30 protein-coding genes are annotated in these 26458 nt (G+C 29.6%); 25 read left to right on the forward strand and 5 right to left on the reverse strand.

From position 1 onward, the window contains the following. Nucleotides 1-31: 31 nt before the first annotated feature. From ACZ5B9_RS02560 to ACZ5B9_RS02570, 3 genes are read left to right on the forward strand one after another with little or no spacing between them, the layout of a single operon-like run. The gene (locus tag ACZ5B9_RS02560) at nt 32-1258 is read left to right on the forward strand and encodes an ABC transporter substrate-binding protein (RefSeq protein WP_464423230.1); all 1227 of its coding nucleotides are present in this window, start codon (nt 32-34) and stop codon (nt 1256-1258) included. A gap of 30 nt (nt 1259-1288) precedes the next feature. Further along, nucleotides 1289-1981: a GTP-binding protein gene (locus ACZ5B9_RS02565; protein ID WP_006805894.1), complete on the forward strand. Its 693-nt coding sequence runs from the start codon at nt 1289-1291 to the stop codon at nt 1979-1981. 34 nt (nt 1982-2015) lie between these two features. Further along, a complete protein-coding gene (locus ACZ5B9_RS02570; protein ID WP_464423231.1) occupies nt 2016-3032 on the forward strand; it encodes an ATP-binding cassette domain-containing protein in 1017 nt (338 codons plus the stop codon). Between the two features lie 549 nt (nt 3033-3581). Here ACZ5B9_RS02570 and ACZ5B9_RS02575 read toward each other — a convergent pair. The 4 genes from ACZ5B9_RS02575 to ACZ5B9_RS02590 all read right to left on the reverse strand — a co-directional run bounded on the left by ACZ5B9_RS02575 (nt 3582) and on the right by ACZ5B9_RS02590 (nt 7066). Then, nucleotides 3582-4520 carry an MFS transporter gene (locus ACZ5B9_RS02575; RefSeq protein ID WP_464423232.1) on the reverse strand — a complete coding sequence of 313 codons (939 nt, stop codon included), beginning with the start codon at nt 4518-4520 and terminating at the stop codon, nt 3582-3584. 26 nt (nt 4521-4546) lie between these two features. After that, on the reverse strand, nt 4547-5581 hold the full coding sequence (locus ACZ5B9_RS02580) for a Fic family protein (RefSeq protein WP_464423233.1): 1035 nt from the start codon (nt 5579-5581) through the stop codon (nt 4547-4549). A 20-nt stretch (nt 5582-5601) separates the two neighbouring features. Further along, nucleotides 5602-6291 (reverse strand): YoaK family protein, encoded by a 690-nt coding sequence (locus ACZ5B9_RS02585; protein WP_464423234.1) that lies wholly within the window; start codon nt 6289-6291, stop codon nt 5602-5604. Nucleotides 6292-6376: 85 nt separating this feature from the next. Beyond that, nucleotides 6377-7066 carry a response regulator transcription factor gene (locus ACZ5B9_RS02590; RefSeq protein WP_464423235.1) on the reverse strand — a complete coding sequence of 230 codons (690 nt, stop codon included), beginning with the start codon at nt 7064-7066 and terminating at the stop codon, nt 6377-6379. A gap of 171 nt (nt 7067-7237) precedes the next feature. On the opposite strand from ACZ5B9_RS02590, the gene ahpC reads away from it, so the two are divergent. The 13 genes from ahpC (at nt 7238) to ACZ5B9_RS02655 (ending at nt 19199) form a co-directional block, all read left to right on the forward strand. Further along, entirely contained in the window at nt 7238-7804 is a 567-nt protein-coding gene (gene ahpC / locus ACZ5B9_RS02595; protein WP_021745055.1) for an alkyl hydroperoxide reductase subunit C, read from the forward strand. Between the two features lie 34 nt (nt 7805-7838). Next, nucleotides 7839-8471: a thioredoxin family protein gene (locus tag ACZ5B9_RS02600; RefSeq protein WP_464423236.1), complete on the forward strand. Its 633-nt coding sequence runs from the start codon at nt 7839-7841 to the stop codon at nt 8469-8471. 319 nt (nt 8472-8790) lie between these two features. Beyond that, the gene (locus ACZ5B9_RS02605; RefSeq protein WP_464423237.1) at nt 8791-9447 is read left to right on the forward strand and encodes a TraX family protein; all 657 of its coding nucleotides are present in this window, start codon (nt 8791-8793) and stop codon (nt 9445-9447) included. 33 nt (nt 9448-9480) lie between these two features. Continuing rightward, nucleotides 9481-10140: an endonuclease III gene (nth, locus tag ACZ5B9_RS02610; protein ID WP_021769545.1), complete on the forward strand. Its 660-nt coding sequence runs from the start codon at nt 9481-9483 to the stop codon at nt 10138-10140. Nucleotides 10141-10221: 81 nt separating this feature from the next. Beyond that, nucleotides 10222-11706 (forward strand): D-alanyl-D-alanine carboxypeptidase family protein, encoded by a 1485-nt coding sequence (locus ACZ5B9_RS02615; protein WP_464423238.1) that lies wholly within the window; start codon nt 10222-10224, stop codon nt 11704-11706. Between the two features lie 222 nt (nt 11707-11928). Beyond that, entirely contained in the window at nt 11929-12681 is a 753-nt protein-coding gene (gene kdsB / locus ACZ5B9_RS02620) for a 3-deoxy-manno-octulosonate cytidylyltransferase (protein ID WP_464423239.1), read from the forward strand. A 27-nt stretch (nt 12682-12708) separates the two neighbouring features. Then, nucleotides 12709-14151 (forward strand): alpha-amylase, encoded by a 1443-nt coding sequence (locus tag ACZ5B9_RS02625; RefSeq protein ID WP_464423240.1) that lies wholly within the window; start codon nt 12709-12711, stop codon nt 14149-14151. 116 nt (nt 14152-14267) lie between these two features. Then, a complete protein-coding gene (locus ACZ5B9_RS02630; protein WP_464423241.1) occupies nt 14268-14411 on the forward strand; it encodes a hypothetical protein in 144 nt (47 codons plus the stop codon). Nucleotides 14412-14494: 83 nt separating this feature from the next. Further along, nucleotides 14495-15637 (forward strand): glutamate 5-kinase, encoded by a 1143-nt coding sequence (gene proB, locus ACZ5B9_RS02635; protein ID WP_464423242.1) that lies wholly within the window; start codon nt 14495-14497, stop codon nt 15635-15637. 76 nt (nt 15638-15713) lie between these two features. Next, on the forward strand, nt 15714-16499 hold the full coding sequence (locus tag ACZ5B9_RS02640) for a hypothetical protein (protein ID WP_464423243.1): 786 nt from the start codon (nt 15714-15716) through the stop codon (nt 16497-16499). Between the two features lie 21 nt (nt 16500-16520). After that, entirely contained in the window at nt 16521-17108 is a 588-nt protein-coding gene (locus ACZ5B9_RS02645) for a hypothetical protein (protein ID WP_464423244.1), read from the forward strand. A gap of 30 nt (nt 17109-17138) precedes the next feature. Further along, complete coding sequence (locus ACZ5B9_RS02650) at nt 17139-18395, forward strand: glutamate-5-semialdehyde dehydrogenase (protein WP_464423245.1); 1257 nt, start codon at nt 17139-17141, stop codon at nt 18393-18395. A gap of 360 nt (nt 18396-18755) precedes the next feature. Then, nucleotides 18756-19199: a hypothetical protein gene (locus tag ACZ5B9_RS02655; protein WP_464423246.1), complete on the forward strand. Its 444-nt coding sequence runs from the start codon at nt 18756-18758 to the stop codon at nt 19197-19199. A gap of 796 nt (nt 19200-19995) precedes the next feature. On the opposite strand, the gene ACZ5B9_RS02660 is transcribed toward ACZ5B9_RS02655, so the two are convergent. Continuing rightward, complete coding sequence (locus tag ACZ5B9_RS02660) at nt 19996-20220, reverse strand: heavy-metal-associated domain-containing protein (RefSeq protein ID WP_464423247.1); 225 nt, start codon at nt 20218-20220, stop codon at nt 19996-19998. 235 nt (nt 20221-20455) lie between these two features. Here ACZ5B9_RS02660 and ACZ5B9_RS02665 point away from each other — a divergent pair, with 235 nt between their 5' ends. The 9 genes from ACZ5B9_RS02665 to ACZ5B9_RS02705 all read left to right on the forward strand — a co-directional run bounded on the left by ACZ5B9_RS02665 (nt 20456) and on the right by ACZ5B9_RS02705 (nt 26457). Further along, nucleotides 20456-21082: a class I SAM-dependent methyltransferase gene (locus ACZ5B9_RS02665; protein ID WP_464423248.1), complete on the forward strand. Its 627-nt coding sequence runs from the start codon at nt 20456-20458 to the stop codon at nt 21080-21082. A 183-nt stretch (nt 21083-21265) separates the two neighbouring features. Continuing rightward, on the forward strand, nt 21266-21484 hold the full coding sequence (gene infA / locus ACZ5B9_RS02670; RefSeq protein WP_006805851.1) for a translation initiation factor IF-1: 219 nt from the start codon (nt 21266-21268) through the stop codon (nt 21482-21484). Between the two features lie 21 nt (nt 21485-21505). Then, the gene (rpmJ, locus tag ACZ5B9_RS02675) at nt 21506-21619 is read left to right on the forward strand and encodes a 50S ribosomal protein L36 (protein ID WP_015770204.1); all 114 of its coding nucleotides are present in this window, start codon (nt 21506-21508) and stop codon (nt 21617-21619) included. A gap of 193 nt (nt 21620-21812) precedes the next feature. Next, on the forward strand, nt 21813-22178 hold the full coding sequence (rpsM, locus tag ACZ5B9_RS02680; RefSeq protein WP_021768414.1) for a 30S ribosomal protein S13: 366 nt from the start codon (nt 21813-21815) through the stop codon (nt 22176-22178). Between the two features lie 31 nt (nt 22179-22209). Continuing rightward, a complete protein-coding gene (gene rpsK, locus ACZ5B9_RS02685) occupies nt 22210-22599 on the forward strand; it encodes a 30S ribosomal protein S11 (protein WP_015770205.1) in 390 nt (129 codons plus the stop codon). A 28-nt stretch (nt 22600-22627) separates the two neighbouring features. Next, nucleotides 22628-23215: a 30S ribosomal protein S4 gene (gene rpsD / locus ACZ5B9_RS02690; protein ID WP_464423249.1), complete on the forward strand. Its 588-nt coding sequence runs from the start codon at nt 22628-22630 to the stop codon at nt 23213-23215. A 30-nt stretch (nt 23216-23245) separates the two neighbouring features. Continuing rightward, entirely contained in the window at nt 23246-24220 is a 975-nt protein-coding gene (locus ACZ5B9_RS02695) for a DNA-directed RNA polymerase subunit alpha (protein WP_464423250.1), read from the forward strand. A gap of 53 nt (nt 24221-24273) precedes the next feature. Continuing rightward, nucleotides 24274-24648, forward strand: coding sequence for a 50S ribosomal protein L17 (gene rplQ / locus ACZ5B9_RS02700; RefSeq protein WP_006805846.1), 375 nt, complete (start codon nt 24274-24276; stop codon nt 24646-24648). Between the two features lie 219 nt (nt 24649-24867). After that, complete coding sequence (locus tag ACZ5B9_RS02705) at nt 24868-26457, forward strand: subtype B tannase (RefSeq protein ID WP_464423251.1); 1590 nt, start codon at nt 24868-24870, stop codon at nt 26455-26457. Nucleotide 26458 lies beyond the last annotated feature (1 nt).

Here is a 26458-nt window from a genome sequence, read left to right on the forward strand (position 1 = left end):
AAATTTTATTTAATTTAAGGAGAAAATTAATATGTTTAGTTTAGATGATACACTTTATGAAATTATAAATAAATATCCTGAAGCTTTGGATTTTTTTATTGCAAATGGATTTGAACAGTTAAAAAATAAACAGATGCTTGAGGTTATGGGGAAAAATATTACTTTGAAAATGGCTCTTATGTCAAAAAAACTTAATCAGGAACTGTTTATTGAAAAGCTGGAAACATTTTTGCAAAAAGATGCAGATATTGATGTTTCACTGGATGAAAGCAAAGCTGATGAAAATAGTGACTTAATAATCGAGGGAGTACTGCCTTGCCCTATCAGAATCCCACTTTTGGAAGGTATAAAAGACTGGGTAAATGAGCAGAATGAAAAAAATGATTATACTATTTCATATACCTTGAAATCAGCAAATTTAGGGCTTGACTGGGTTGTAGAAAAAGTTAAGACAGGAAATCCTGATAAAGTTTCGGATGTGCTTCTTTCGGCTGGATTTGAGCTGTTTTTTGATAAAAATTTGATGGGGCAGTACATGGAAAATGGTATTTTTGAAACACACCTTGAAAATATGAATAAAGATTTCTGCAACGAAACTATTGACTTGCGGGATCCTAAAAAGCGTTACGCAATAATGGGAGTCGTGCCAGCAATATTTTTAGTAAACAAGACTTCTTTAGGAAATCGAAAAGCACCGGAAACTTGGGCAGACTTATTAAATGAAGAATTTGAAGATTCAGTTGCATTGCCAATGGCTGATTTAGACTTGTTTAATGCCCTTCTTGCAAATCTTTACAAAGATTTTGGAATGGATGGGATACATAAATTGGCACATTCATACAAAAAGAGCTTGCATCCAGCTCAAATGGTAAAAGCTAGAACTCGAACACCAGAAGCCCCTGCTGTCAGCATTATTCCATACTTCTTTTCGCAGATGATTGACGGAACAGGGGATTTGGAGGCTGTATGGCCAAAAGATGGAGCTTTGCTAAGCCCAATATTTATGATTACAAAAAAATCTAAGGCAGATAAAATCAAGCCATTTATGGACTTATTTATGTCAAATGAAATTGGAACAATTTTTTCTGCAAATGGAAAATTCCCGTCAACAAATCCAAATGTGGATAACCATTTAGAAGAACATCAGAATTTTAAATGGATTGGCTGGGATTACATCTATAGCCATGATATTGGAAAAATTATTCGTGAATGTGAAGATGAATTTAATAATGATGTGCAAAAAAGCCTTGCACAATAAAATTTAAAAAATAAAAAAGGAGAGATAACTATGAATTTAATAATATTTTCAGGCCCACCATCATCAGGAAAAACAAGCGTTATTCTAAAAACAGTAGAAGCCTTAAAATCACAAGGAATGTCAGTTGGAGTAGTGAAATTCGACTGTCTTTACACAGATGATGACAAATTATACGCAAAAGCAGGAATCCCAGTAAAAAAAGGAATTTCAGGAGCTTTATGCCCAGACCATTTCTTCGTATCAAATATCGAGGAAGTTGTGCAATGGGGAAATAGTCTTGGACTTTCAATATTAATTACAGAATCGGCAGGACTTTGCAACAGATGTTCGCCATATATCAAGGACATCAAGGGAGTCTGTGTAATTGACAATTTATCAGGAATTAATACGCCTAAAAAGATTGGACCATTATTAAAAGCAGCTGATATTGTGATTATTACCAAAGGAGATATTGTTTCACAAGCTGAACGTGAAGTTTTTGCCTCACGTGTGAACTCCGTAAATCCAAAGGCTGTAACAATGCACGTTAATGGGCTTACTGGACAGGGAGCGTACGAATTAAGTACACTTCTTTATGAAAAAGAACTGGAAATAGACAGCGTTCAAGGAATGGAACTTAGATTTCCAATGCCATCGGCACTTTGCTCTTACTGCTTAGGAGAGAAGAGAATCGGTGAAAAATATCAGATGGGTAATGTCCGAAAAATGAATTTACAGCAATAAAAAAATAGATAAAAATAATAAAAAAGGAAAAAATATGAAAAATAACGATTTAATAAATAAATTGACTATTAGTGAACTTAGCAAGAAATATCCCTTCGCAGAAAACTTTTTTACGGAAAACAACTTGCCTGTGGAAACTTTTCAGGATAAGACATTTCACGAGTTCATCGTAACTTTTGCAGAAGATAAAATTGAGGACTTTGCACTGGATGTGGAAAAAATTGAGGAAAGTCTTGTTGACTACATTGAGCAGATGAAACTTTTTTTGGGAATGGAAGAGGAAAATTCGATTGATATGCTTACAATTGTCGCTGGGCAAGATAAATCTGGGAATAAAGAGGGATTTGAGCGTCTTGATATTCATAAATCAGAAATTATTTCCATTGTTGGGCCTACAGGTTCTGGAAAATCAAGACTTCTTGCCGACATCGAATGGACTGCCCAGAAAGACACTCCAACACAGCGTCAAATACTTATAAACGGTGAACTTCCAGACAAAAAATGGCGTTATTCCTCAAACAACAAATTAGTCGCACAATTATCACAAAACATGAACTTCGTTATGGATTTATCAGTAAAGGAATTTCTAGAGCTGCACGCTCAAAGCCGAATGATTGAAAACATTGACGAAACTGTGGAAAAAATCATTACCGCCGCAAACAATCTGGCTGGAGAGCAATTTGACTTAACTACTGCAATCACAGCCCTAAGTGGTGGACAATCCCGTGCTTTAATGATTGCCGACACAGCCATTTTAAGTTCATCTCCAATTGTCCTAATTGACGAAATCGAAAATGCAGGAATTGACAGGAAAAAAGCCTTGGAATTACTTGTTTCATCTGACAAAATCGTATTAATGGCAACACACGACCCAACATTGGCACTAATAGCAGATAAACGAATTATAATAAAAAATGGTGGAATCAGTAAAATTATTACAACAAGCCCTGAAGAAAAGAAAATTTTGAAAAAACTGGATGAAATGGATGATATTATTCAAAAAATGAGAAGTGATTTGAGAAAAGGGGAAATTTTAAAAAGTGATTTTTAATCAAGAAATTTGTTTTTAAAAATTAATAATAAAAGTAAATTAGGGAGAAATATTCAGAATTTGTTTATTTTCTCCCTTTTTAAATAGAGAATAGAATGAACTGGAACAACTGGAGAGTTTGAGAAGTTGATTAAGAATGAAGATAAAGTTCATATTACGTGATATTAAGCCATAGCGTTTGTTTTTGTACAAGAATGTCCTGCCTGATGTAAAATTTTTTCGTTATGGGCTAATATGAGCTTATTTTATTCCTTCAACATTATTTAACACTTCCACAACCAGTATTATTTTATGCCCTGATATTATTCTTTATTCAAGGTTGTCGAACAGATTTATTAATTCTAAAAATTAAATACATAACCACAAAAATAACAACTGTAACATTTATCACAAATAAATTAACAACGCTAATTTTTCTTAATAATAAACTGGAAACAAATAACGTTCCGAATGAAAAAATCCTTGAAAAAAATGATTTCATTGAAGTTATTGCACTTATTTTTTCTTTTGACAGGATTTTATTAAAGTGAAATTCAAAATAGTAGTTAATTATAAAAAAATTGTACATAATATTAGGTATATTCCTGTAAATATCAGATTATTTTTTAATATTATTACAGTTATTGCCATTAAAAATATTAAAATTAATAAAAAATACAATTTCTTCGTATTTATAAGCAGAATATTTATATTGTATGCAATAATCACAATTATTTGAAACAGTACATACATTACAAAAAAATTCTTTTCTCCAATTCCTTTATCTAAAAAAAGTTTTTGCCATAACTGAAAATGGCTCTGAATAAAAATTTGTATAATTCCAAAAAATATAAAATAATATTTCATCACTCTTTTTTCTTTCAATTCAGAAATGCACTCAGCTATATGCATTTTAAAAATTTGAAAGTTTATATTTTCATTTGCTTTTTCATTCTCATCTGAAAAAAATAAAGTTGTTAGCAATATATTGATAAGTATCAAAATAATAGAAATAAAATAAATATTTACACCTATCTTAAAATAAAGTAAAAATCCTATTCCTGAACCTAAAATAGAGGAAAAAGTCGAAATTTGCTTTTGATATTTTAAAAATTTTTGCAATCCAGCTTCATCATTTTTCAAACTATTTATTAAAACTACATCAATTGTTCCAGTTTCCAGTGCATTTGCCAATCCATATATTGTATATGCGACTGATAACCAAAATAAACTTTTGGAAAATATAATCAGGAAAAAAGTTATAATCAATGTAAGCAATGATGAAATATAGACTTTTTTTCGTGAATATAAATCTGAAATTACTCCGCTTGGAATCTCAAAAATAATCATTGAAAGGTTAAAAAAAGACTGCATTAACACAATCTGCGACATTAACAAGCCTTTTTTTAGAAAAAGTACAGTCAGAATGGAATGTGGCATTGTGGAAGCTAAAAATAGTAAAAAGGTGCTAATATAGTAAACTTTGGTATTTTTATCTATAAGATTCATTATTTTTACCACCTTTCCAATCCATTTTATCTTTTAATAATTTTTTCCGATTTCCTGTATTTCTGATTTTTACTGTTAGGTTTGTTGGGAATTGTCCTTTCAATCAATTTTGCCTCTAAGGCAGGATTTAAATAATTTTTTCTAAAAGTAGGTTTATGTACTAAATTTAATTTTTCCATAATTTCTGTTGCTGATAAAACATTATCTCCAAGGACACTAAGTAATTTTTTAACTGGATTTTTATTATGATTGCTATCTTGTACGGTTACTTGGTCGTTATCTTGGTCGGTTATTCTTTCAGAAGTTTTAATTTCTTTTAAACTATCGTTTATAATTTTGAGCATAAACTCTACAAATATTGTACTTTCACCTTCTTTATCAGCTATTGCAAGAGTATCATAATATTCTTTCTGTTCTTTTTTTATCAATTCCTCTATTGGAAGCCAAAAAAATATTTTTTTCCATTTTCCAAGCAGTAAAGTATGCCACATTCTTCCAATACGACCATTTCCATCTGAAAATGGATGGATAAATTCAAATTCATAATGAAAAACAGCACTTTTAATCAATGGATGTACAGAAGAAGTCTTGTACCATGAAATTAAACTGCTTATATGCTTAGGCACTAAATCTGCTGGCGGAGCAATATGTACTACTTTTCTTCCAGCAAAAATACCAACCCCTTGAGAACGAAATTTACCATTTTCCTTAACCAGCCCATTCATCATCAATCTGTGAGCATTCAATAAATCCTTTACTGAAAATGGATTTAACTTAGTTAATAATTCATACGCTTCATAAGCATTCTTTACTTCTTTTATTTCATTAGGATTTCCTAAAACTCTTTTTCCGTCCAATATGGCTGTAACTTGTTCCAGCGAGAGAGAATTATGTTCAATAGCAAGCGAAGAATGAATTGTTTTTATTCTGTTTTCTCTCCTTAAATGTGGATTTGAAATTTTTTCCTGAAAAATAGACATTCTTCCTATTTCTTCACTTATTTCACCTATTAATACTGTCATTTTTTCAGTTATTTGAAAAGGCGGCTTGTAATTATTCAATTTTAAATACCTCCTATTTCCTAAATAGTGTCCTTAAACATTATAATAAACACCGCAACCAATAAAATACAGCAAGCAAGCAACGCTCCTATACCGTATATTTTTACTAAAACTACACAAAGCATTGCTCCGATAAAGAAAAATCCATCTAATCCCAAATATATCCAGAAATTCTGTAAATAAGACTTGTTTTCTGTATTTATATATTTAAACAAGTTCTCCATTCCACTTCGTAAATTCCCAGTACACATTGTTGTCGCTCCTGCCAGTCCCCTGATTTTTCTAAATCCTTGATATTGAATTGCGGCAATAAACGACATAATCATATTTACAACAATATTCCAATTTCCGCTTGGAATGAATGAAATAAAAAACATTATTATAACTTGGTAAAATATAACAATCTGCTGCCATCTAAAAATTCTATGTTTTTCAAATTTCACTCTAATAAATTCAGTAAATAATATTCCAAATGTGAAAACCAGAATAGGCATAAAATAATTAAAGGCTTTTCCAAAATCTCCCCTTTGTAAATTTATAGCAAGATAAACAACATTTCCTGTCTGTGCATTAGCAAGTACCTTTCCACGTGTAACAAAAGTATATGCATCCATAAATCCCCCAACCATGCATAGCATCATTCCTAATCTAAACGTCTCTGGTGGATACTCCTCTCCATTAAAAAAAATCTTTTTTATTCTTTTACCCATTTTAAAAAACTTCACTCCTTTTTTATTTTTTTGAACTTCGTATTTTTTATCCAATGATTTAATTTTATAATATTTATTAACAAAGCTACTTTTCTAAAATATCGAATTTATAGCCAACTCCCCAAATTGTCTTAATATTCCATTTCTCATGCTTATAATTGTCAAGTTTTGCACGAAGCCTTTTTATATGCGTATCAACAGTACGGCTTTCTCCAAAATAGTCAAATCCCCATATCAAGTCCAGCAAATTTTCTCTTGTAAAAACTTTGTTCTGATTTGTTGCCAAAGTCCATAAAATCTCTATTTCTTTCTTAGTCAACGAAATTATTTCATCATTTATCTTAACCGTAAAATTATTCAAATCAATTTCAAGATTGTCAAATGAAAAAATTTTTGTACTTTCATCATTTTTAGGTGTTATTCTACGTAAAATTGCATTTATTCTTGCAATTATTTCTCCTGGCGAGAAAGGTTTTACTATATAATCATCTGCTCCTATTTCCAGTCCCATTATTTTCTCATAATCTTCTCCACGTGCTGTAATCATTATAATTGGAACATTTGAAAAAGTACGCACTTGCCTGCATACATCAAAACCATCCTTTTTTGGCATCATTACATCCAGAAGTATTATATCAAACTCATTTTCTTCAATTTCCTTTAACGCCGCTTCCCCATCAAATACAGTACTTACAGTAAAATTATTTTTTTTACAGTATTCTGACAGTATAGAAACAATTTGTTTATTATCGTCTGCAATTAATACTTTATACATATTTATCCTCTCTTTTTATTTTTATTCTTATAAAATTTTATCATAATTTCTTTGAAATACAAATATTAAATTTTATTTGACAAAATAATTTTTTATGGTATAATGTAATCAAGAAATATTTGTAATGATTTCAAATTAAAAACAATAATATTATTAAATTAGGAGGAAATTATGTCTTTAATAGGAAAAAAAATTGAAAATTTTACAGCTCAAGCTTATCAAAACGAAGAATTTAAAGAAGTAAACTTTGAAAAGGATATGTTAGGAAAATGGAATATTTTCGTATTTTATCCAGCTGACTTTACATTTGTGTGTCCAACTGAATTGGAAGATTTAGAAGACCATAGAGAAGAATTGGAAAAATTAGGATTTAATGTTTATTCAGTAAGTACTGATACTCACTTTACTCACAAAGCATGGCACGATCACTCAGAAGCAATCGGAAAAGTTAAATATGCAATGATCGGAGATCCTACAAAAGCTATTTCAAGAGAATTTGAAGTATTAAACGAAGAAAGTGGACTTGCATTCAGAGGAACATTTATCGTAAATCCTGAAGGGAAAATCGTTGCTTATGAAGTAAATGACGAAGGAATCGGAAGAGATGCATCAGAATTAGTAAGAAGAGCAAAAGCTGCAAAATTCGTAGCTGATAACCCAGGATTAGTTTGTCCAGCAAAATGGAAAGAAGGAGAAGCTACTTTAAAACCAGGATTAGATTTAGTAGGTAAAATTTAATAATTTTAAACTTAATAAATTAGAAGGAGGTAAAATGGCTTTATTAGATAGTAATATTGTAGAACAGTTAAAAGGTTATTTTGATAAAATTAATGGAAACATTGAATTAGTCTCATTTTTGAATGATAGCGAAAAATCAGCTGAATTAGATAGCTTCTTACAAGAAGTTGATTCAATTTCTGGAAAAGTGAACTATGTAAAAAAATCATTTGACAATGATAAGGCTGACTTAGAAAAAGCAAACCTTACTCGTCCAACATCTTTTACAATTTTAAAAGATGGGGAAAATACTGGGATTAATTTTTCAGGTATTCCTGGAGGACATGAATTTAACAGCTTTATTCTAGCAGTTTTGGGACTTGCAGGACTTGGAAAAAAACTGGAAGGAGAGCAGCTTTCAAAAGTTGAATCAGTTAATAAGCCTGTAAACATTGAAACATTTATTTCATTATCATGTACACATTGTCCAGATGTAGTTCAAGCTTTAAACCTAATTTCAGCAAATAATAAAAACATTACAACAACAATGGTAGACAGTGCAGTATTTTTTGAAGAAGCAAAAGAAAAAGATATTCAGGCGGTACCAGTTGTATTTATAAATGGAGAGCAAAAATCAGTTGGTGCAAAAACTATTGAAGAATTAATAACGCTTGTTGCCAACGCGTAATTATACAAAACATAAAAACAAAATAAAGAAACTTGATTTATCTAAAAATTTGGGAGAAAAAATTAAACTTGTATAAAAAGTGGCTGTCTCATAAGACTAATTTTATGAAACAGTCTCTTTTTATTTTGACAAAAAAATTCTTGAAATTAGATTGAAAAAATGATATGATTAAATATAATGAATTTTATAAAATTTGTTAAAATAAAGGCTTTTAGAAATAATAAAAGCATAGTTTTTTAAAGTTAAATTAAATTTATTGTTTTTAAAAGTTAAAGAATAAAAATTTTTAAAATGTAAATAATTGGATTTAGGAGATAATTTGAGTTTATTTATATTAAAAATAATTGGATTAATCACGATGTTTGTAGATCATTATCAGGTTATGATTGGTGGAAGTGAGATTCTGAGAGTTATTGGAAGGCTTTCCTTTCCGATATTTGCTTTTACGTTGAATGAAGGGTATGTACATACTCGGAATTTGAAAAAGTATTTGCTGCGATTATTTTGCTTTGCGGTAGTTATTCAGGGTCTTTTTATTTTATGTGCAGATGGTAGGGATATAAATATATTTTTTACATTATTTTTGGGACTTTTTACAATTTGTATTTTAAATTTAAAAAAGAGCTGGATAAAAGAACCATTTATGAAAATTATAAAAGCTATTTTAATCATATTTATATTGTATTTTTCTCAGAAAATTAATCTTGATTATGGTGCGTATGGAATTCTATTAATAATGATTTTTAATATTTTTAGGAATAATAATCTTAAAATATTAATCGGTTTTCTCACTTTAAATATTTTTAATCTGGTTTTTCCAAATGTTTTTCAAATTGTTCATACACAGATTTTTTCATTAATTTCATTAATTTTTATTTTTTTGTATAATGGGGAAAAAGGAAGAAACATAAAATACTTTTTTTATTTATTTTATCCAATACATTTTTTTATTTTAGGGATAATAAAGTTTTTTTAGAAAAAATAATTTTATAAGTTTTGGAGAGGTAAAATGACAAAAAAGGAAAGATTGAAAAAAGTATTCCCAATATTAGAAAAAAAATTTGGTGTTCCAAAAGCTGCTTTGGAATTTGAAACTCCTTATCAACTAATGGTCGCAGTAATTTTGTCAGCTCAGTGTACTGATGCACGAGTAAACATTGTTACAAAGGAACTATTTAAAGTTGTAAGAGATCCAAAAGACATAAGAGAAATGAATTTGGGAACGCTGGAAAAATATATAAAATCGACTGGATTTTATAAAAATAAGGCAAAAAATATAAAATTAAATGCTGAAATGATGTTGGAAAAATATAACGATGTGATTCCAAAAGAACTGGAAAAATTAATAGAGTTACCAGGTGTAGGGAGAAAAACAGCAAATGTAGTTTTAGGGGAACTGTGGAATATTCGAGAAGGAATTGTTGTAGATACTCATGTTAAAAGATTGTCAAATCTCATAGGATTTGTAAAAAGTGACAATCCTGAAATTATTGAGCGGGAATTAATGAAGCTACTTCCTAAAAAGCATTGGTTTGTATATTCACATTATATGATTTTACATGGACGGGATAAATGCGTTGCTAGAAGACCTAAGTGTGATATATGTGAAATTCGAGATTATTGTAAATATAATTTAGATAATTTGAAAAATAGCAAAGTTGGTAATTAAGAAATTAATCATAGAAAAAATTTTTAGATTGTTAGATAATTGAATAATTTTTAAAAAGAAATATAGATAGAAAGGAAAAGAATGTATAAGAAAGTAAAAAGAGTTTTGGTTTTGGGAGTATTAGCGTTATTTGCAGCTTTAGTTTATGCGGAAGGAGAGCAAGAAACAGGTACAGTGTCTCCAAAAGAAAGTAATGTTACTGTTAGAGAAGAAAAGTCTAAAAGTTCAACAAGCTCAACTGCAAAAGAAAATACAGGATCTAATGAAATTGAGCAGGCAACAAAACGGGGAAATGAAAAGCATTCTAGACATAGTAAAAAGAAAAACCATACATTACAGTCTGAAGAAATTGGTGAAAATTTTGAGAATCAAACAGGTTCAAAAAATAATAAAGAAAAAGAAAATGATAAAAATAAGACAGCTAAAAAAAATGATAAAACAGTACCAAAGAAAAAACTTGTGCAGGCAATAGAACATGAGCATGAAGGAGTTTCGCACTATTATGGTGAAGTTATAAAATTTATTGCAACGACAGATGGAAATGTTTTGAAGGAAAAAATGTCAAGACAAAAACATCCCATTGCGTCACTTACAAAAGTTATGAATATTCTTGTAGCACTTGATCAAGTTGATAGAGGTAACGCAAAATTAGATGATAAAGTATGTTTTACACCACAAATAGTAAATATGGGAGGAAGCTGGTTAAATGCTAAAGCTGGAGATTGCTATACATTAAAAGACTTGCTTCGTGCAGAAATTATCTATTCAGCAAATAATGCTGCATATTTGGTGGCACATCATATTTCAAAAGGGAATCTTGATAATTTCGTAAAATTAATGAATGATAAAGCAAGAGAGCTTGGAATGAATGATACACGTTATTATACTCCAGCAGGATTGCCGACTTCGATGACTAATAAAAATATGGATATTTCAACAGCTTATGATATGTATTTGCTTGGAAGAAGAGCTGTAAGAGATGAAAGATTAAGAGCATGGATGAAAGAATCTGAACTTGTATTGCAAAATTCAGAAGGAGAAGATGTAGTCTATAACAATAGAAATCATTTACTTGATAAATTTGGAATTTATGGATTGAAAACAGGGTTTCATGCACAAGCTGGGTATAATATGATTGTTTCGAGTAAAATTGGTAATTTGGAAATTATATCAGTTACACTTGGAAACAAAACTGATGATGCAAGAACCGAAGATCAAAAGCAAGAATTTACAAAGCTAGAAGGACTTATGATACCAGTTTACAAAGAAGGACAAGAAATCGGAAGCAAATTTAAAATTAAAAATGCAGAAAAAAAAGAAATAAAAGGTATTTTATCGAGTAATGTGTATCAACTTGATAATACAAATTATAAATTTAAAATAAAAGATTTAGAAGTTACCGCTGAAAAAGAAGGGATTGCCAAAGGCGATGTAATTGGGAAGCTTGAAGTGTTATCAAATGATGATAAAGTTGTGGGAACAGTTGATATTGTAGCACAAAATGATTATAAACAATTATCATTATTTGGAAAAATATTGAGATTTATAACTTTTGGATTAGCATAAAAATTTTAAGAATAAAAGTTGAGCTGTTTAGAAAATTAAATGGCTCTTTTTTTTGTTTATCTGATAAATATAATGTAATTTAAATAAAAATATGGTAAAATATATCCAAGCTTATTTAAAATTGAAAAAATTTAATATTTAGACATTATAGTTTTAAGTTTAGTTTTAAAAGAGTATTATTATAAATTTATAAAATTGTTGAAAAAGAGGAGAAATATATTTATGAAAATATTGGGAGTGATACCAGCAAGATATGCGTCCAGCAGGTTTGAAGGGAAACCACTCAAGGATATTTGCGGACATGCAATGATTGAATGGGTTTACAAAAGAGCAAAAAATGCGGATATTGATGAGATTGTTGTCGCTACAGATGATGAGAGGATTTTTAAGGCTGTAGAAAAGTTTGGAGGAAATATTGTTATGACATCAGAAAATCATCAGAATGGAACTTCCAGAATAATAGAAGTTATAAACAAAAGTGAGTATAAAAATTATGATTTTATTATAAATATTCAGGGAGATGAGCCGTTAATTGACATTGAGTCAATAAATATTTTAGCAAATAATTACAGAAATGAAAAATCAGAAATTGTTACATTAAAGCAGGAAATGAAATCTCAAAATGAAATTGAAAATCCAAATCATGTAAAAGTTATCACAGATTTTAATGATAACGCCATTTATTTTAGCCGTTCAGTAATTCCTTATGAGCGTGATAAGAATAATAGCCAAAATATTAAATATTTTAAACATGTTGGAATTTATGGATATACAGCGAAATTTTTAAATGAACTGAAAAATTTAAAAGAAGGTGTTTTGGAAAAAATAGAATCGCTTGAACAGCTTAGATTTATTGAAAATGGATATAAAATAAAAGTTTTAGAAACTAAGTCGCAGGTAATAGGAGTGGATACACAAGAGGATTTGAAAGAAGTTGTTAAATTTATAACTGAAAATGGAATAACATTAAAATAAGTAAAATATTGTAAAAAGGAGGAAATTATGGAAAACGGAGTAATGATACAGTACTTTGAGTGGAATTTGCCCAATGATGGGAAACATTGGCAAAGATTAAAGGATGATGCAAAGCATTTAAGTGAAATTGGTGTAAGCGGAGTGTGGATTCCGCCAGCATATAAAGGAACTTCACAATTTGATGTGGGATATGGTGCCTATGATTTATGGGACTTAGGGGAATTTGACCAGAAAGGAACTGTCAGAACGAAATATGGTACAAAGCAGGAACTGATTGAAGCAATAGAAGAACTTCATAAATACAATATAAATGTATATTTGGACGCTGTTTTGAATCATAAGGGCGGAGCTGATGAAACAGAGAATTTTTTGGCGATAGAAGTTGATCCTGAAGACAGAACTGTGGAAATAACCGAGCCTTTTGAAATAGAAGGATGGACAAAGTTTACTTTTCCTGGAAGAAATGATAAATATTCTGCATTCAAGTGGAATTATAATCTTTTTGATGGAATAGATTTTGATAATAAAACTGGTAAAACTGCAATTTATAAAATTGTTGGAGAAAATAAGGACTGGGATGAGGGAGTTGACTCTGAACTTGGAAATTATGACTATTTGATGAATGCTGATATTGATTTTTCACATCCTGAAGTGCGTGAGGAAGTAATCCGATGGGGTAAATGGGTTGTAAATGAATTAAAAATCGACGGATTCAGGATGGATGCCGTAAAACATATAAAAGATGAGTTTATAGCTGAATTTTTGACACAAGTAAGAGCAGCTTATGGCGAAGAATTTTATTCTGTTGGAGAATACTGGCGAAATGATTTGGAAAAGTTGAAGGAATATCTGGATAATGTTGGGTATAAGACTGATTTATTCGATGTTGGACTTCATTTTAATATGTATGATGCCTCTAAAAAGAAAAAGGATTATGATTTAAGAGAAATTTTTGAACATACGATAGTAACAACAAATCCGATGGCAGCTGTAACATTTGTAGATAATCATGATTCACAAAAGGGAAGTGCTTTAGAATCACAAGTTGACAGCTGGTTTATTCCTCATTCGTATGCTATAATATTATTATCAAAAGATGGCTATCCATGCCTGTTTTATGGCGATTACTACGGAGTGGGAGGAGAAAAAAGCCCGCATCAATGGATAATTGACAAACTTCTGGAAGTACGGAGAATACATGCTTATGGAGAACAAATAAATCATCTGGATAATCCAAATGTAATTGCAATTCAAAGAACAGGAAGAGATGAATGGACGGGCTGTGTAGCCGTACTTTCAAATTCTGAAGAGGAAGAAGAAATACAAATCGAGCTTGGAAAAGAGCGAGCTGGACAAGTTTGGCAGGAAGTTACAGGTAGTGGATATGAAGACATTGTAATAGATGAGGAAGGAAATGCTAACTTTAAAGTTGAAAGTGAAAAAATTTCTGTTTGGATACAGAAAAGTTAAGACTAAAATACTAAAATTATTTATTATTGTCAAAGAAATAAATAAATTTAAAAAGTTAAAATATATTAAATCTTTTTAGGTTAATTTAAATAAAACCAGATTGAGAGGTAAAGAAAATGAGAAAAATTAAAGTTATAGGAGCAATAATTGCATTAATGATGAGTTTGAGTTCTTGTACGGCAGTAGCATTGGGAGCAGGAGCAGTTGCTGGAGGATATACTTGCTTGAATACAAATCTTTGTAATAAATTGAAAAAATAATTTAAGGTTGTAAGGGCATGGTTAATGCCCTTACGTTAAAAAATGAGCTACATAGAAATGTTTAAACAGGAGAATAAGAAAAAATGAGAAATAGTAATACAAGAGAAGAAATTTTAGACAATATACAGAGGATAGTTGTGAAGGTTGGAACTTCTACACTTACAACAGAGGATGGTCATCTAGATATTGAAAAGATAAAGAAAATTGTACTAGAACTAAGTAATTTACAAGATAAAGGGTATGATGTAATACTTGTAACTTCTGGTGCAGTTGGAGCTGGAATGGGACTTCTTAATATAAGTGAAAAGCCTAAAACTTTGGCGGAAAAGCAGATGCTGTCAGCAGTTGGGCAAGTTTCACTTATGCAAATTTATCAAACTCTTTTTAAAGAGCATAATAAGATAATCGGACAATTATTGTTGACAAAAGAGGAATTTTCCAATAGAAAAAGATACTTGAATATGAGAAATGTTTGTAATGCTTTTTTGAAAAGGAAAATTATACCAATTATAAATGAAAATGATGCAATTGTGTCCAATGCTTTGAAAATAAAGGTTGGGGATAATGATACAATGTCAGCGCTTGTTTCTGGATTAATTGACGCTGATTTACTTATAATTTTATCGGATATTGACGGGCTTTATAATAAAAATCCTAGAAAACATGAGGATGCAAACCTGATTCATATGGTTGGTGATATTAATGAAGATATAAAACAGATGGCAGGTGCAGAAGGTTCAAAATTTGGAACTGGCGGAATGATAACAAAAATCATCGCTGCGGAAATGGTAACAAAAATTGGAACAAGCCTTGTAATTGCTAGTGGAGATGATCCTAAAAATATAACTAGAATAGTTGAAAAAGAAAATATAGGAACACTTTTTGTGAAAAAAAATAAAAAAATTAGTCTAAGAAAATACTGGCTGGCATACGGACCTAATAAGGAAGGTTCGTTAATAATTGACAATGGTGCAAAAGTAGCATTAAAAAATGGAAATAGTTTATTGTCAGTTGGAATAAAGTCTGTTGAAGGGAATTTTGACAAGGGGGCAGTTATCGAAATAGAAGATTTAGAAGGAAAAGTTATCGCAACTGGAATTTCAAATTATTCATCAGAGGAAATAAACCTTATAAAAGGCATAAAAAGTGAAAATATAGAGGAAATATTGGGCTACAAATATGATGAAGCTGTGATTCATATTGATAATGTGGTTATTAGAAAATAAAAATAATAAATTTTATTTAAAGTATTTAGCGTACAAGAATCAAAAACTTTTAATAAAATAGAAAGCGGGACGATTTATGAGTTACGAACAACCTAAAAAAATAGTAGGAATGAAGCTTTATCTTAAAATGCTTACATTGGCAAATTTTTTACTGTTTAACTTTTTTTTGATAATATTTATAAAACTTTTTGTGAAAAATCTGTCTGATGCTGCTGAAAGAGGGAAACTTCTAGGCGCTATAATAGCAATAACATTAATAGGTTTATTTTTAATAATATTTGCTTATGTTTTGCCGTATTTTATAATAAGGAAATATGAAAAAATATCTTTTTATGAAGATGGATTTGCTATTGGAAAAAATGAAAAAATTCTTTATGAAAATTTGGAATATTTTTTTATTCCGAATATAATGAGACCAAATACATTTTTGGGAATATGGTATAAAGATAATAATGGAACTTGGAAAAATATAGCGGCGGCAGGTTATCCATCTAATGCCTTTGACTTGTTTCAGCAAGATTTTGTGAAAATTAACTATCCAAAAGCTATGAGAAAAATAGAAAATGGTGAACCAGTTGAATTTTTATTTAACAATCCAAAAAAATCTGTAATGGCATTAGCTCCTAAGAAGTATATAGCCAAAAAATTGGAACAAGCATTGAAAATAAAGGTTTCAAGAGAATCCTTGACTTTGGATAACGAAGTTTATAATTGGAATGACTATAATATAAGCACAATGGCTGGAAGAATAAATATAACAGATAAAGCTGGAAATAAAATATTGTATTTGTCAGATAAAGCGTTGATTCATAATACAAATTTATTAGAAACAATAATTAATACTTTCGGAGCGAATGAGTGAAAAAATGAAAGGGAGAAGTAAGTGAAGAGTGAAAATATTTTTAATAAAAATGAAAATAAATTATACACATTTCTTGGTGGATTTTTAAGCTTTATAATTGCAACTGTACTTTATTTTTTTTCGGCTCAAAATAATATAAGACATATTATAGTGATGTTTTTAGGTGTGGGAATTATAGATATTGGAGTTATATTTGGAAATTTTTTTGGAAAGAAAAAGAAAGAAAAAATTAGAGAAATTAATAGCTGGAATAAATCAGAAAAAATTGGAAAAGTGAAAAAGAGTAAATTTAACAATCTGTATGATGAATTAGAAATAACTATTTTTAGTGTAGTTATTATATATATTTTTTCATATTTGGCAATATATTTGTCAGAAGTGTTAAACTTAACATTAATTTTTAAAAAGCAATATCCAGATACAAAATTTTTTGATATTTTAATGGAAGTTATGACAAATATTTTTAATATTGACTGGGCTAGGCGATATTTAATAATTTACTGGATTTTTTTAACTATTTCTGCAGTTATGTTTATAATAGCTATATTTAGAACGAGAAAAATAAAAAAGATGAGGGATAGGAATAGAAAAGCTGGCGATATTTTTTAGAAATTAGATAAACTAAGAAATGAGGTAAGTATGAATTATATAGAAGAACTTGGGAAAAAAGCAAAAGCCGCTTCAAGGGAACTTTTGAAAATTGGAACAAAAACAAAAAATGATGTATTGTTTGCAATTGCAGATGAATTGATAAATAAAAAAGAAGAAATAAAGGCTGCGAATAAAACAGATATGGAAAATGGTAAGAAAAATGGAATGGCATTTTCCTTGTTGGATAGAATGGAGCTTACAGACAGCAGAATTGAAGGAATGACTCAAAGTCTGCGTGAAATGGCTATGTTTCCAGATCCAATTGGAGAAGTCGTTACAGGATGGAATCATAAAAATGGAATGAATATTGCAAAAAAGAGAGTTCCGCTCGGAGTAATCGGAATGATTTATGAATCTCGTCCAAATGTTACAGTAGATGCGGCAGGACTTGCAATAAAATCTTCAAATGCGATAATTTTACGTGGGTCAGAAGATGCCCTAAATTCAAATATTTATTTGAATAATTTATTAAATAGAGTTGCAGATGCTCACGGATTGCCAAAAAATACAGTTCAGCTTGTAGAAAAGCCAGAAAGGGAACTTGTGAAGGACTTAATCCGTGCAGACAAGTATATTGATGTAATTATCCCAAGAGGGGGAAAAGGATTAAAAAGATTCATCATAGAAAACGCAACAATTCCAATGATAGAAACAGGTGCAGGAATCTGTCACATCTTTGTGGACGAAACAGCTGACATAAAACAGGCATTACCAATCATCGAAAATGCCAAAGTCCAACGTCCAAGCGTATGTAATGCCATCGAAACAACACTTATTCACGAAAATATCGCAAAAGCAATCTTGCCAGAATTAACAGAAATGCTTTTAAAAGATGGTGTAGAGTTAAGGTACAGCAAAGAAGCACTAGAAATTGTTGGAAACAGAAATGATGTAAAATTGGCAACAGAAGAAGATTTTGGGGCTGAATACTTGGATTTAATAATGTCACTAAAATTAGTTAAAAACATAGAAGAAGCAATTGAATACATAAATAATCATGGAACGCACCATTCCGACTCAATTTTGACAAAATCTATAGAAAATGCTGAGAAATTCCTAAACGAAGTAGATTCAGCAAACGTTTATTTAAACGCGTCAACAAGATTTTCTGACGGAGGAGAATTCGGCTTTGGTGGAGAAATTGGAATTTCTACACAAAAACTGCATGCTCGTGGGCCTATGGGAATTAGAGAACTGACTACAACGAAGTATGTGATTAGGGGAGAAGGTCAAATAAGGGAATAGTAAGAAAAATAATATAAATTTATGAAAAAGTCTGATAGTGAGAAATACATGTTGGAAAATGTATTGAAACACAAAGGATAATAACAAATGTTGGTATGGTGTTGTTTGTATTGATTTATTAACAAGTGAATTTAAAAATAATAAAATAGTATTTTGTATAAAAAAAAGATAGAAAAGTTATGAATTTATCAACAAAAATGAACTAACTATAAAAGATAAAATAAGTCATGTGGATGAATCTGAATGTATATTGGAGTAAGATATTCGTTACAAAGAGAAAATTGATTATGAATATATGATAGAGAACTTTTAATAAGAAATATAATTATAAATTAAAATTTTAAAATTTAGGAGGAATTTATGAAAAAATATGATTTGAATTTAAAATTAATGCATTCAAACGAATTAAAACATATCAAAATTACATTTGAATCAAAAGACAATAATGAGTGGAGAGTTGAAACTCAAAATATTAAAGGAAAGTTTGAAAAAAAATTTAATTTGGGAGATATCTTCGATTTAAAAGATTATGAAACTAAAGAAAATTTTTTAAATGAACTTTTTGAGTATATCCATTCAGATAATTATTCTGATTTTGATTATGAATATTTATACAATACTAAAAAATTATTGATAAAGTTTTTTGAGAGAATGTATCAGGTTGAAAATAAAGGGTGTGAAAATTCGGATGGCTCAATAAAAGAATATAATGAAAATGAATTTAAAGAGTTAATGAAATCAATTCAAGAATATCAGCATGAATCCGTAGAAAAAATAAATGAGTTAGATAAAAAATTTATATAAAATTTAAAAGATGATAAAGATCAGTAAAATTGTTCAATATCATCTTTTTTGTTATAAAAAATTTTAGATTCCTTAAAAAAATAAAAAAGTATATGAAAATATAATAAAAAATGTCATAATTTTAGCAATCCGTGAAAAAGGAGATGTTATAGTTATGTGTACGCTATTAATAAAAATTTTATACTAAACCCCATTTAAATAACGAAATTATTACAAACTTTTCTAATAAAGGGTATAAATCTAATATTTTCAAATAATTAAAATATAATTTTCATTTTTCAATCAGATTCTAGTATAAATAACCCGTCGGAGCATTTTTATGTGCTGGCAAAACTGTCTGAGCATAGCGAGTTTTTTGTCAGTGCAGAAAAATGTCGTAGACTAGCCATAGGTTGTAGGATTTGCGGCAATGAGCAATCCTACGAAAATAAAAAGAAAAAACATAATAATACGAAAAAATATTTATTAATCAAGATATCTAAAAAATAATAAAAAATAATTTAATGATTATGAATTAGCTATTAAACAACCCTATTATAAAAATTTATTCCTATTTTTAAATGGAGGTTAGTATTAGTTATAATTTTATTACAGATAGTAATAATTTTAATTCAAGAATTTTGGAAATAACGAAAAAAGAGAGCTTACTTTGGGGGTTAGCTCTCTTTTGATTTGTACATTACAATGAGAATTTTCATTCTTTTACATCATTGTTATAACATTTTATAATAAAAAAATCAACTCAATTTAAAATAATTTTTTTAATTTTTTGTAAATAAATAGTTAATAAAAAAGATTAAGAAATTTCTGTAACATCCTTCACTTTATAATGTCCAGCACCATTAATTACATCCGCTATCAGCAAATCGTCAACTTCTTCGTTTAAAGTAACTTTTGCATTTTTATTAGAAAGGTTTACTTCCACATTTTCCACTTCTGGCAGTCCGTATAAAACATCTTCTACTTTTTTAGCACAGTTTTCACAGTGCATTCCTTCTATTTCAACAATTTTTTTAATCATTTCAGAACCTCCATAAAATTTTATATTTATTTATACACAAAATTTTAAATTAAAAGCTTTGTGTTAAATTTATTATATAAAAAAATTGAAAAGAATGCAAGGAATTTTGTATATGCAATAATTTTGAGATAAAGTTGTTTTTGAAAAAAATTTGTAAGATAAAATTTGACTATGTAACTGTGAAAAATATGATATAATAATACGAGAAATAGAAAATTTAACGAGGTGAAAATGTATGAATCATTACTTTTCAGAAAAACAGGAAGTAAAGTCAGATAGAAAAATAATAAAATATGAAATAGAAAATAAAAAATTTGAATTTGTGACAGATAACGGGGTGTTTTCAAAAACGAAAGTAGATTTTGGGACTGATGTTATGTTAAAAGTGTTTTTAAGAGAAAATCTGGATAAAAAAAGTCAAAAGTTTGATGTGCTGGATATTGGATGTGGATACGGGGTTGTATCAGTTGTAATGAAAGCATTTTTCCCAAAAATTAAAACTGTTTCTTCAGATGTGAATGAAAGGGCTTTGGAGCTTACAACAGAAAATCTTTTAAAAAATGAAGTTGTAAAGGATGAAAATGATGATTTTGAAGTGAGAAAGTCTTTTGTGTTTGATAATATTTCTGAAAAGTTTGATGTGATTTTGTCTAATCCACCAATTAGGGCTGGAAAGCAAACAATTTTTCAAATTTATGAACAAAGTTTTGAGCATTTAAATAAAAATGGAGAATTTTATTGTGTAATTCAGACAAAGCACGGAGCGAAAAGTACACAGAGAAAGCTGGAAGAAGTTTTTGGCAATTGTGAAACGCTAGAAATTAATGCGGGGTATAGAATTTTTAGAAGTGTTAAGAAATAGAAAAAAGATGTAAAATAAAAATAATTGACAAAAGAGTACAAATACTGTATTATGATAAGGTAAATAAAAAGTGTTAGTTATTTTTTGCTTTTTATGTAAAATTAAATGTCAAAAATAAATGCAAAAAAACTGGACATTTATTTATTTTTTTGTTATAATAGAAAGGATCCGAGGTGATTATTTATGGCAAAACAGGATGTTCTTGAGCTGGAAGGTGAAATAATTGAAGCATTACCAAATGCAATGTTTCAAGTAAGGCTTGAAAATGGACACGAAGTTTTAGGACATATCTCAGGGAAAATGAGAATGAACTATATAAAAATTTTGCCAGGAGATAAGGTGACGGTTGAAGTTTCTCCGTATGACTTGTCAAGAGGCAGAATTGTATATAGAAAAAAATAACAGTTGGAAGGAGGGTTTTTAGTGAAAGTAAAAGCTTCAGTAAAACCTATTTGTGACAAATGTAAAATTGTTAAACGTCACGGAAAAGTAAGAGTAATATGCGAAAACCCTAAACACAAACAAATACAAGGATAATTTGAAAAAACAGATTAATAAACCTAAAAACATTTTTATTAAAATATATATAGATTAAATGAGATACAAAGACACTATGGATATTTAAATAAAGATTGTAAAGGTATGTTTAGCTGTAGAGCTTATTCCTTATATTATGTATGTGAGGGCATATTGAAGAAGATTAAAAATATCAAAACGAGGAGGAAAAAATTTGGCTAGAATAGCAGGAGTAGATATTCCAAGAAATAAAAGAGTAGAAGTTTCTTTGACTTACATTTTTGGAATTGGTAGAAGCACTTCAAACAAAATTTTAGGAGCAACTGGTATCGACAGAGATACTAAAGTAAAAGATTTGACAGAAGAACAAGTAGCACAATTGAGAAACGCTGTAGAAGAGTACAAAATTGAAGGTGAGTTAAGAAAAGAAATTAGACTTAACATCAAACGTCTACTTGACATTAAGAGTTACAGAGGATTAAGACATAGAAATGGATTACCTGTAAGAGGACAAAAAACTAAAACAAATGCAAGAACTAGAAAAGGGCCAGTTAGAATGGCAATTGCTAAGAAAAAATAATAAACTATTAAGTTAAAGGAGGAAACCATAAGTGGCAAAAAGACCAGCAACTTCAAAAAAGAAAAAACTAAAAAATATTCCTAATGGAATCGCATATATACATTCTACTTTTAACAATACTGTTGTTACTATAACAGATTCAGAAGGTAAAGTAGTAATTTGGAAATCAGGAGGAACTTCAGGGTTCAAAGGAACTAAAAAAGGAACTCCATTTGCAGCTCAAATAGCAGCTGAACAAGCAGCTCAAGTTGCAATTGAAAACGGAATGAAACAAATCGAAATCAAAATAAAAGGACCTGGATCTGGAAGAGAAGCTTCTATAAGATCAATACAGGCTACTGGATTAGAAGTAACAAGAATAGTTGACATAACTCCAGTACCTCATAATGGTGCAAGACCACCTAAAAAGAGAAGACCGTAATTTTATAAACTAAGGAGGAAAAAGATAAATGGCAAGAGATAGACAGCCTGTGTTAAAAAGATGTAGAAATCTTGGTTTAGATCCTATTGTTTTAGGGGTAAACAAAAAATCAAATAGAAATATTAGACCAAATGCAAATAGAAAATTAACTGAATACGGAACACAACAAAGAGAAAAACAAAAAGTAAAATTTGTTTATGGAGTAATGGAAAAACAATTTTATAAATTATATGAAGAAGCAACAAGAAAAGAAGGAGTAACAGGGGAACTTTTACTTCAATATCTTGAAAGAAGATTAGATAACGTAATTTACAGATTAGGATTTGGTGCTACAAGAAGACAAGCAAGACAAATCGTAAGTCACGGACATATTTTAATTAATGGAAAAAGAGTAAATATTGCATCATATAGAGTAAAACAAGGTGATGTAATTACTGTTAAAGAAGATTCTAAAGAATTAGCTTTAATTAAAGAGTCTGTTGGACAAAAAACAGTTCCAGGATGGTTATCACTTGAAGAAGGAGCTTTGATAGCTAAAGTGTTAGAAAATCCAGGAAGAGATGCAGTTGACTTTGAAGTTGACGAAGCGATGATTATCGAGTTCTACTCTAGATAATAATATTTTAATCGGAGGAGATGAATTAGCTTGTTAAATATTGAAAAAATAGCTAAAAATGTAAGATTAACTGAAGAAAAAGAAGATAATTATACAGCAAAGTACACACTAGAACCTTTATACAGAGGGTATGGAAATACTATTGGAAACGCACTTAGAAGAATATTGTTATCATCAATTCCAGGAACTGCAATAAAAGGAATTAAAATTGAAGGTGTGTTAAATGAATTTTCTACAATAGAAGGTGTAAAAGAAGCAGTTACAGATATTATTTTAAATGTGAAAGAAATAGTAGTTGAAGCTGATGAGCCTGGTGAAAAGAAAATGACACTTTCAGTAAAAGGACCAGCTGTAATTACAGCAGCAGATATCCATGTAGAACCTGGATTAAGAATTATAAATCCTGAACAAGTTATTATGACTGTTACAACTGATAGACAAATTGACATAGAATTTCTTGTTGATTCTGGAGAAGGATTTGTAGTTTCTGATGAAATTAATACTGATGGATGGCCAATAGGATATTTGGCAGTTGATGCGATTTATACACCTATTAAGAGAGTAAATTATAGTGTTGAAGATACGATGGTTGGACGTGTTACAAATTATGACAAGTTAATTTTGGAAATTGCTACAGATGGAAGTATCGAAATTAAAGATGCTTTATCTTATGCAGTAGAGTTACTAACTTGGCATTTGGAGCCATTTACAAATATTGGAAACAGTATGAGCAAATACAGAGATAGTGAGGATGAATTGGCAGAAGCTGATGCTGAAAATGAAAATAATATTGAAGATATGAAAATTGAAGAGCTTGACTTTACAGTACGTTCTTATAATTGCTTGAAAAAAGCAGGAGTAAATACAATTTCAGACTTAACTTCAATGACATATAATGAATTATTGAAAATTAAGAATTTAGGGAAAAAATCACTAAATGAAATTATTGATAAAATGAAAGAACTTGGTTATGATTTAGATGATAACGCAAGTAATGATGAATAATCATATAAAAATTAAACTAGAATTTAGAATAAAATCTTAAACGAGGAGGGAAAATGAATCATAATAAATCATATAGAAAACTAGGTAGAAGAACTGACCATAGATTAGCCATGCTTAAAAATATGACAATTTCTTTAGTAGAACATGAGCAACTTGAAACAACAGTAACTCGTGCTAAAGAATTAAGAAAATTTGCTGAAAAAGCAATTACTTTAGGGAAAAAATATAATAATTCGACTGATGCGGCAAGAAGAGTGCATTTGAGAAGACAGGCTTTTGCATTTTTAAGAAATGAAGGAGCAGTTGCAAAAATCTTTAATGAAATTGCACCTAAATATGCTGAAAGAAATGGTGGTTATACAAGAATCATCAAAACAGCTGTTAGACGTGGAGATTCAGCTGAATTGGCAATTATTGAATTAGTATAATGATTATAATAGTTAAAAGGCATAGGTTTTATACTTATGTCCTTTTTTATTTTTTATTTATAGTACACTAAAAAAATCGAAAAGATATTTTATTTATTTTCTGGTAAAGAGTTAAGATACTTTATTAAATAGGATTTATAATAAATCTATATACTCTAGTGGGAAATATTATAAGGTTTTTGTTAAAAAATAAAATGTAGTAAAATAAAAGGAGAATTTATGAGAAAAAAATTAATTATCTTAAGTTTATTGGTTTCGGCTTTTTCAATGGCTGCTGATAATAAAAAAGGATTAGTAGATTCTAGTAAAAATGTTGAAGTAAATAAGAATGAAGATAAAAAACCACAAATAGGAGCATCTATGAATAAAAAAGTAATAACCGAAGATACGATAACAAATAAAACAGAAAATGGTTATAATTTAAATTTTGATGTAAATAAAAATTATACGGTGAAAACAGCGACTGTTAATGGGAAAACAGTTACTTATCGTGCTTATGAAAATATAGTTTATGTTGCAAAACCAGTTGATATTGCTTATCAGACTATAAATATCTATATTCCAGAAGAATATTTTAAAAATAAATCAGTTGGAAAATACAATGCAAAAACTGCACCAATATTTTTCCCAAATACAGTAGGAGGATATATGCCTGGAGCGGCTGGAGTGCCTGGAAATGGAAGAGATGGAAAGTCTGATGCTTCATTAGTCGCGTTATCAAATGGATATGTCGTGGCAAGTCCTGGAGCTAGAGGTAGAACTTTGGAAAAAGATGGGAAGTATACTGGAAAGGCACCTGCTGTAATTGTAGATTTGAAAGCGGCTGTGAGATATTTGCGATATAATGATACTAGAATGCCAGGAAGAGCGGATAGGATTATTTCCAATGGGACAAGTGCTGGAGGAGCAGTTTCAGCTTTGCTTGGTGCAACTGGGAATAATAAGGATTATGAACCGTATCTAAAGGAAATTGGTGCATTGAATGCAAGAGATGATATTTACGCTGTGTCAGCTTATTGTCCAATAACTAACTTGGATAATGCGAATACAGCTTACGAATGGATGTTTAACGATGTAAAAACGTATAAAAAGATAGATGTTTCAATGTTAGATTACAATGTGGAAAGAAAATATACTGAGGGTACATTGACTGATGCTGAGATTTTACGTTCAAATGATTTGAAGAAAATGTTTCCTGCTTATTTAAATAGTCTAAAATTAAAGGGTAAAAATGGAAAACTTTTAACATTGGATGAAAATGGAAATGGAAGTTTTAAGGAGCAGATTAAGCAATATTACATTGATTCTGCAAATGTCGCTTTGAAGAAAGGGACTGATTTATCGGAATTTGAATTTTTGACAATAAAAAATGGGAAAGTTATAGATTTAGATTATGATAAATATGTGGCTTATATGGGTAGACAGAAAACGCCGGGGGCATTTGACAATGTAGATTTATCAACTGGAGAAAATAATGAGTTTGGAGATGAAACTACGAACAATAAGCATTTTACGGAATACATGCTGGAACATTCCACAGTAAATGGGACAATGGCGGACAAAAAAATAATAAAAATAATGAATCCAATGAACTATGTTGCAAATTCAAAAGTAAAATACTGGAGAATAAGACATGGTGCGGTTGACAAGGATACTTCACTTGCAATACCTGCGATACTTGCTATAAAACTCGAAAATCTTGGGAAAAAAGTTGATTTTGCATCGCCTTGGGCAACTCCACATTCTGGAGATTATGATTTAGATGAGTTATTTAGCTGGATGGATAAGGTTGTAGCAGAAGGAAGATAGT

The organism is Leptotrichia sp. SK-5, from assembly GCF_055387215.1.